The sequence below is a fragment of the Arthrobacter sp. Y3225116 genome, assembly GCF_059091245.1.
Genome location: NZ_JBNHGL010000583.1, coordinates 1 through 371, shown reverse-complemented (window position 1 = coordinate 371; position 371 = coordinate 1). Strand labels below are relative to the sequence as shown.

At 72.8% G+C, this 371-nt stretch carries 1 pseudogene; it reads right to left on the bottom strand.

The features are described from left to right. Positions 1–51: 51 nt before the first annotated feature. Positions 52–371, bottom strand: a pseudogene (locus tag AC5RV2_RS19070) (hypothetical protein); the annotation flags it as partial.

Here is a 371-nt window from a genome sequence, read left to right as displayed (position 1 = left end):
GCACCTCGCGGGCCGGCACCCCGCCGGGTCCCGGCCGCCGCCGGCGTCAGGTCAGTCGTGCTTGGTGCCGAAGACGATCTCGTCCCAACTGGGCACGCTGGAGCGCTTCGGTTTGATGGAGCGCTTGGGCGGTTCCGGCGCCGGATCATCCCGCACCGTGTCTTTGGCCCCGGGCTCGGGATCGGCGGCGGTCTCCTCGCCGGCCTGCGCCGGCCGGGCCTGGTCCGCGGCCGCTGTGCGGCCGTTTTCCACGGTTTTCAGCGGTGCTGTGGAAGGACTGACGAACTCAATCCGGTCATCCACCGGGGCGCCAGTTTCCTGCGCGCCGCCCGCCGCCAGGCCTGCGTCGGCCTCGTCCCCGGTAAGGTCGC